This is a genomic window from Mesorhizobium sp. M4B.F.Ca.ET.089.01.1.1, assembly GCF_004022605.1.
Lineage (GTDB): Bacteria > Pseudomonadota > Alphaproteobacteria > Rhizobiales > Rhizobiaceae > Mesorhizobium > Mesorhizobium abyssinicae.
In genome coordinates, this window is record NZ_RZOS01000566.1 from 1 (window position 1) to 3,213 (window position 3,213).

Consider the following 3,213-nt stretch of genomic DNA (forward strand, 5'->3'; position numbering starts at 1 on the left):
CTGCGGGCTCGTGTCGGGGCTGCTGGTGACGATGACCAAGCTGCCCCGACACGAGCCCCCAGAGGCCGGCGACGACGAGCGCCGCCACGACGCCCGCCGGCACGCCGAGATTGAGATAGTCGGGGTGGGCGATGTAGCCCATCACCATGGCGGCCAGCGCCAGCACCGAGCCGACCGAAAGGTCGATGCCGCCGATCAGGATGACCAGCGTCATGCCGATCGCCATGATGCCGAGCACGGTGATCTGGTCGAGCACGTTGAGGATGTTGCGCACCGTCAGGAAGGTGTCGGTTGTCAGCGTCAGCGCCAGGCACAGAAGCGCCAGCCCGATCAGCGGCCCCATGGTTCCGGCGAACAGCACCGAAAGCTTCGTGCCCGTCGCGCCCTGCGCGCCGGCCGCGGCCTTCAGCTCGCTTGCATCATTGCTCACAGCCACCTTGTCTCCTCCGTCGGCGAACCGGCGATGCGCTGCCGTCCGCTCTTGTTCACCAGGCATCCTCCCTTGTGAACAATTTATCTTTGATATGCAATTTTGTTCAGCTAATCTGTTCATCAGAAAATTGTCAAGTGCCGCGGACGCATTCGGCGGCGGTTTGCGCCACCCGACGGATTGGCCTAGGGAGGGCCAAGGGAAATGCGGAGGGGCACGAGGATGGCGGTGATCGAGAACGAGAAGGCCTCGCGCTTCCCGGATGCCGAGCTCAAGGCCCGCGCCGCCTGGCACTATTATGTCGAGGGCCTGACCCAGGAGCGCATCTCCGAGATCCTCGGCATCGGCCGCATCAAGGTGCATCGCATCCTCTCTGCCGCCCGTGAGGAAGGCGTGGTCCAGTTCCGTATCCGCGACAGCGTCGTCGAATGCGTGCAGCTCGAGGAAAGCCTGAAGCAGCGTTTTGGCTTGAGCCAGGCGGTGGTCGTGCCTTCAGCCGCCGACAGGACCAACGCGCCGCTGATGATCGGCCATGCCGCGGCAACCTATCTGGCCGACAACGTCAATCCCGGCGATGTCATCGCGCTGGGCTGGGGCCGAACGCTGAAGTTCGCCATCAACGAACTGCCCCGACGGCCGATCGCCAGGACTACGGTGGTTTCGATGCTCGGCGGTCTTACCCATGCGCAGCCGCTCAACCCGACCGAGAGCGCCTGGGAGTTCGCCGAGAAGATCGGCGCCGAATGCTATCTGCTGCCGGTGCCGGTCTATGCCGACAGGCCGGAGCAGCGCGATGCCTTCATGAGCCAGCGCAGCGTCCAGGACGTTGTCTTCCGCGCCCGGCGCGCCAATATCGCCGTGCTCAGCGTCGGCGCCTTCTCGGGCAATAGCCCGATCGCCAATTACGGCTTCATCAAGCCGAGCGAACTCGAGGAATTGCAGGCGGCCGGCGCCGTCGGCGACATCCTCTGCTACTTCATCGACGCCGAGGGACGCCCCGTCGACCATGAGGTCAACCGCCGCGTCTGCGCCTATCCGCTGCAGGATCTCTCCGATATTCCGTCGATCATCCTGGTTTCGGGAGGACAGGACAAGGTGGCCGTCATGCGCGCCGCGCTTGCCAACACCAGGGTCTCGGTGCTGATCACCGACGAGGACGCGGCCAAGGGCCTGCTCAGTCGCTAGTCCAGCCGGCTAGAAAGTCGCAGGCCTTGGGGCGCTTCTCGTAAGACCAGTCTTTCAGCAGCACGGGCTTGAAATTTCCCTTGATCGGCCTGCTTTCCTCGAGGTCCTTGGAGACGGTGCCCTTGCCGGTTAGGTAGTTGATGTCGCAGTCGCCCTGGATCGTATCGACGGTGTCATCGGACGTCCGGTTGCCCCAGTCCCAGCTCCGGCTGTAGCCGCCGACCATGAATTGGCCGTGGCGATAGACGACGGTCAGCGTCTCTTCCGTCGATTTGCTGGCGCCGCAGCCGAAGCAGGAGGTGATCGCCAGCGATCCCTTGCCCTTGGCTTCGAGATCGATGATGCGGTCCTCGGTCAGCGCTTTCCTGACGAAGTTAGGTTTTCGCGAAGGACCGGGCTTTTCCGCTCCCGTCCCCAGATAGACGTAGAGCTCGGCTGGACCATCGTCCTGGATCACCACGGCGCGGTCCATCGTGCCGTCCTGGTCGATGTCGAGCGAAAGCTCGAACGCGGGTTTGTCGCCTGCAAGCGCCGGCACGGGCATTGCCGCCAGCGCAACAAGCCAGGCCGCATGATGAAGGGCTGTCGTCATGAGCAATCGTCCGCCGCGCGCCGGGAGCGTATCACCAGCAGGGCAAGACGCAATATGCGTCGGTTCACACAGGCTTCAGGCCGCGCCCAGCCGCGCGTGGATGTCGCGCGTCGCATGATAGAGGTCGCGGTAAATTGCCTTGCGCGCGCGATAGACCGGCACCAGCGCCTCGACCGGATCGACCTGTCTTGCCGGTGGCGCGGCCATCGCCTTGGCGGCGTCCTCCGGCGAACCGAACCATCCGATCGCCGAGGCCGCCAGCATGGCGGCACCGAGTGCGGCCGCCTCGTTGACCGGCGAAACGGAGAGCGGCCGTTCCAGCACGCTCGCCATGATCCGCATCAGCAACGTCGAATTGGTGCCGCCGCCGGCCGCGATCATCGCCTCTGCCTTGCCGGTCTGCGCCTCCATCGCATCGGTGGCGATCGCCTGCTCGAAGGCGATGCCTTCCAGCACCGCGCGGAAGAGATGTCTTGGCTCATGGTCGAGCGACAGGCCGACAATGGCGCCGCGCGCAGCACCATCCCAGTACGGGCTCATGACGCCGGCCCAGTACGGCATGACCAGCAGGCCGTCGCTGCCTGCGGGCAGCTCCATCGCGGCCTTCTCCAGGATGGCGGCGGAGGGTGCACCGGTGGTGCGCACGATCCAGTCGACCAGCTGCATGCCCGAGCGCAGCACCGTCTCCAGCATGAAGCCGGAGCCGGTCGGTGAGACCAGCGTGCGGAACGCGTCCGATGTCGTGACCGTGCCGGAATAACTGCCGCTGACGACGCCCGAGCCCAGCGAGAGATAGCTCTTGCCGGGACCATGGACGCCCATGCCGAGGCCCATCGCCTGGCCGTCGCCGGCGCCGGCGATGATGGGCGTGCCGGCTTTCAGCCCCGTTGCCGATGCGATGATTTCGGAAAGCCCGCCGCAGGTTTCTCCCGGCCCGACCAGCTCCGGCAGATGCTCCGGCCGCAACCCGGCGGCCTCGACCAGGCGGGGCTGCCAGGTACCGGTC

General features: G+C 65.6%; 3 protein-coding genes and 1 pseudogene. 1 reads left to right on the top strand and 3 read right to left on the bottom strand.

Annotation, left to right across the window (positions count from 1 at the left end; all coding sequences use genetic code 11):
- Positions 1-436: pseudogene (locus tag EN780_RS30705) on the bottom strand (ABC transporter permease); the annotation flags it as partial.
- Positions 437-652: 216 nt separating this feature from the next.
- On the opposite strand from EN780_RS30705, the gene EN780_RS30710 reads away from it, so the two are divergent.
- Positions 653-1,615, top strand: a complete 963-nt coding sequence (locus tag EN780_RS30710) for a sugar-binding transcriptional regulator (protein WP_127282597.1) — start codon at positions 653-655, stop codon at positions 1,613-1,615.
- Here the strand turns inward: EN780_RS30710 and EN780_RS30715 are convergent.
- Both EN780_RS30715 and EN780_RS30720 read right to left on the bottom strand, forming a co-directional pair.
- The gene (locus EN780_RS30715) at positions 1,605-2,207 is read right to left on the bottom strand and encodes a hypothetical protein (protein WP_128276158.1); all 603 of its coding nucleotides are present in this window, start codon (positions 2,205-2,207) and stop codon (positions 1,605-1,607) included. The two genes, EN780_RS30710 and EN780_RS30715, sit on opposite strands and share 11 nt — an antisense overlap.
- Positions 2,208-2,282: 75 nt before the next feature.
- On the bottom strand, positions 2,283-3,213 hold a 931-nt coding region (locus tag EN780_RS30720; RefSeq protein WP_245500175.1), incomplete at its 5' end, for an FGGY-family carbohydrate kinase.